The organism is Pseudomonas sp. C6002 (genome assembly GCF_013385805.1).
Taxonomy (GTDB): Bacteria; Pseudomonadota; Gammaproteobacteria; order Pseudomonadales; family Pseudomonadaceae; genus Aquipseudomonas.
This window is the reverse complement of record NZ_JACAPH010000058.1, coordinates 2,015-5,128: the sequence shown is the minus strand read 5'-3', so window position 1 is coordinate 5,128 and position 3,114 is coordinate 2,015. Positions and strand designations below refer to the sequence as shown.

Below are 3,114 nucleotides of genomic sequence, written 5' to 3'. Positions count from 1 at the left end.
ACACACCGCAATCTGGTCTCTTCGACGCAAATTGCTTGGGTGTTATATGGTCAAGCCTCACGGGCAATTAGTATTGGTTAGCTCAACGCCTCACAGCGCTTACACACCCAACCTATCAACGTCGTAGTCTTCGACGGCCCTTCAGGGAACTCAAGGTTCCAGTGAGATCTCATCTTGAGGCTAGTTTCCCGCTTAGATGCTTTCAGCGGTTATCTATTCCGAACATAGCTACCCGGCAATGCCACTGGCGTGACAACCGGAACACCAGAGGTTCGTCCACTCCGGTCCTCTCGTACTAGGAGCAGCCCCTCTCAAATCTCAAACGTCCACGGCAGATAGGGACCGAACTGTCTCACGACGTTCTAAACCCAGCTCGCGTACCACTTTAAATGGCGAACAGCCATACCCTTGGGACCGGCTTCAGCCCCAGGATGTGATGAGCCGACATCGAGGTGCCAAACACCGCCGTCGATATGAACTCTTGGGCGGTATCAGCCTGTTATCCCCGGAGTACCTTTTATCCGTTGAGCGATGGCCCTTCCATACAGAACCACCGGATCACTAAGACCTACTTTCGTACCTGCTCGACGTGTCTGTCTCGCAGTCAAGCGCGCTTTTGCCTTTATACTCTACGACCGATTTCCGACCGGTCTGAGCGCACCTTCGTACTCCTCCGTTACTCTTTAGGAGGAGACCGCCCCAGTCAAACTACCCACCATACACTGTCCTCGATCCGGATAACGGACCTGAGTTAGAACCTCAAAGTTGCCAGGGTGGTATTTCAAGGTTGGCTCCACGCGAACTGGCGTCCACGCTTCAAAGCCTCCCACCTATCCTACACAAGCAAATTCAAAGTCCAGTGCAAAGCTATAGTAAAGGTTCACGGGGTCTTTCCGTCTAGCCGCGGATACACTGCATCTTCACAGCGATTTCAATTTCACTGAGTCTCGGGTGGAGACAGCGCCGCCATCGTTACGCCATTCGTGCAGGTCGGAACTTACCCGACAAGGAATTTCGCTACCTTAGGACCGTTATAGTTACGGCCGCCGTTTACCGGGGCTTCGATCAAGAGCTTCGCGTTAGCTAACCCCATCAATTAACCTTCCGGCACCGGGCAGGCGTCACACCCTATACGTCCACTTTCGTGTTTGCAGAGTGCTGTGTTTTTAATAAACAGTCGCAGCGGCCTGGTATCTTCGACCGGCATGAGCTTACGGAGCAAGTCCTTCACCCTCACCGGCGCACCTTCTCCCGAAGTTACGGTGCCATTTTGCCTAGTTCCTTCACCCGAGTTCTCTCAAGCGCCTTGGTATTCTCTACCCAACCACCTGTGTCGGTTTGGGGTACGGTTCCTGGTTACCTGAAGCTTAGAAGCTTTTCTTGGAAGCATGGCATCAACCACTTCGTCATCTAAAAGATAACTCGTCATCAGCTCTCGGCCTTAGAATCCCGGATTTACCTAAGATTCCAGCCTACCACCTTAAACTTGGACAACCAACGCCAAGCTGGCCTAGCCTTCTCCGTCCCTCCATCGCAATAACCAGAAGTACAGGAATATTAACCTGTTTTCCATCGACTACGCTTTTCAGCCTCGCCTTAGGGACCGACTAACCCTGCGTCGATTAACGTTGCGCAGGAAACCTTGGTCTTTCGGCGTGGGTGTTTTTCACACCCATTATCGTTACTCATGTCAGCATTCGCACTTCTGATACCTCCAGCAAGCTTCTCAACTCACCTTCACAGGCTTACAGAACGCTCCTCTACCGCATCACCCGAAGGTGATACCCGTAGCTTCGGTGTATGGTTTGAGCCCCGTTACATCTTCCGCGCAGGCCGACTCGACTAGTGAGCTATTACGCTTTCTTTAAAGGGTGGCTGCTTCTAAGCCAACCTCCTAGCTGTCTAAGCCTTCCCACATCGTTTCCCACTTAACCATAACTTTGGGACCTTAGCTGACGGTCTGGGTTGTTTCCCTTTTCACGACGGACGTTAGCACCCGCCGTGTGTCTCCCATGCTCGGCACTTGTAGGTATTCGGAGTTTGCATCGGTTTGGTAAGTCGGGATGACCCCCTAGCCGAAACAGTGCTCTACCCCCTACAGTGATACATGAGGCGCTACCTAAATAGCTTTCGAGGAGAACCAGCTATCTCCGAGCTTGATTAGCCTTTCACTCCGATCCACAGGTCATCCGCTAACTTTTCAACGGTAGTCGGTTCGGTCCTCCAGTTAGTGTTACCCAACCTTCAACCTGCCCATGGATAGATCGCCCGGTTTCGGGTCTATTCCCAGCGACTAGACGCCCTATTAAGACTCGCTTTCGCTACGCCTCCCCTATTCGGTTAAGCTCGCCACTGAAAATAAGTCGCTGACCCATTATACAAAAGGTACGCAGTCACAGAACAAAGTCTGCTCCCACTGCTTGTACGCATACGGTTTCAGGATCTATTTCACTCCCCTCTCCGGGGTTCTTTTCGCCTTTCCCTCACGGTACTAGTTCACTATCGGTCAGTCAGTAGTATTTAGCCTTGGAGGATGGTCCCCCCATATTCAGACAAAGTTTCTCGTGCTCCGTCCTACTCGATTTCATGACTAAGAGATTTTCGCGTACAGGGCTATCACCCACTATGGCCGCACTTTCCAGAGCGTTCCGCTAATCTCAAAGCCACTTAAGGGCTAGTCCCCGTTCGCTCGCCACTACTAAGGGAATCTCGGTTGATTTCTTTTCCTCAGGGTACTTAGATGTTTCAGTTCCCCTGGTTCGCTCCATACACCTATGTATTCAGTGTAAGGTAACCATCTTATGATGGTTGGGTTCCCCCATTCAGACATCTCCGGATCAAAGTCTGTTTGCCGACTCCCCGAAGCTTTTCGCAGGCTACCACGTCTTTCATCGCCTCTGACTGCCAAGGCATCCACCGTATGCGCTTCTTCACTTGACCATATAACCCCAAGCAATCTGGTTATACTGTGAAGACGACATTCGCCGAAAATTCGCAATTACTCACAAATTTTACCTTAGCCTGATCCGTTACCAGTGAAAGTAACGTTCAGTCTATCTTTCTATCACATACCCAAATTTTTAAAGAACGATCTAATCAAAGACTAGAAATCAA

Annotated in this window: 1 rRNA gene; it reads right to left on the bottom strand. The window is 50.9% G+C overall.

The window, feature by feature from the left end:
* Positions 1–46: 46 nt before the first annotated feature.
* Positions 47–2,940 (bottom strand): 23S ribosomal RNA (locus HX817_RS31125).
* Positions 2,941–3,114: the final 174 nt, after the last annotated feature.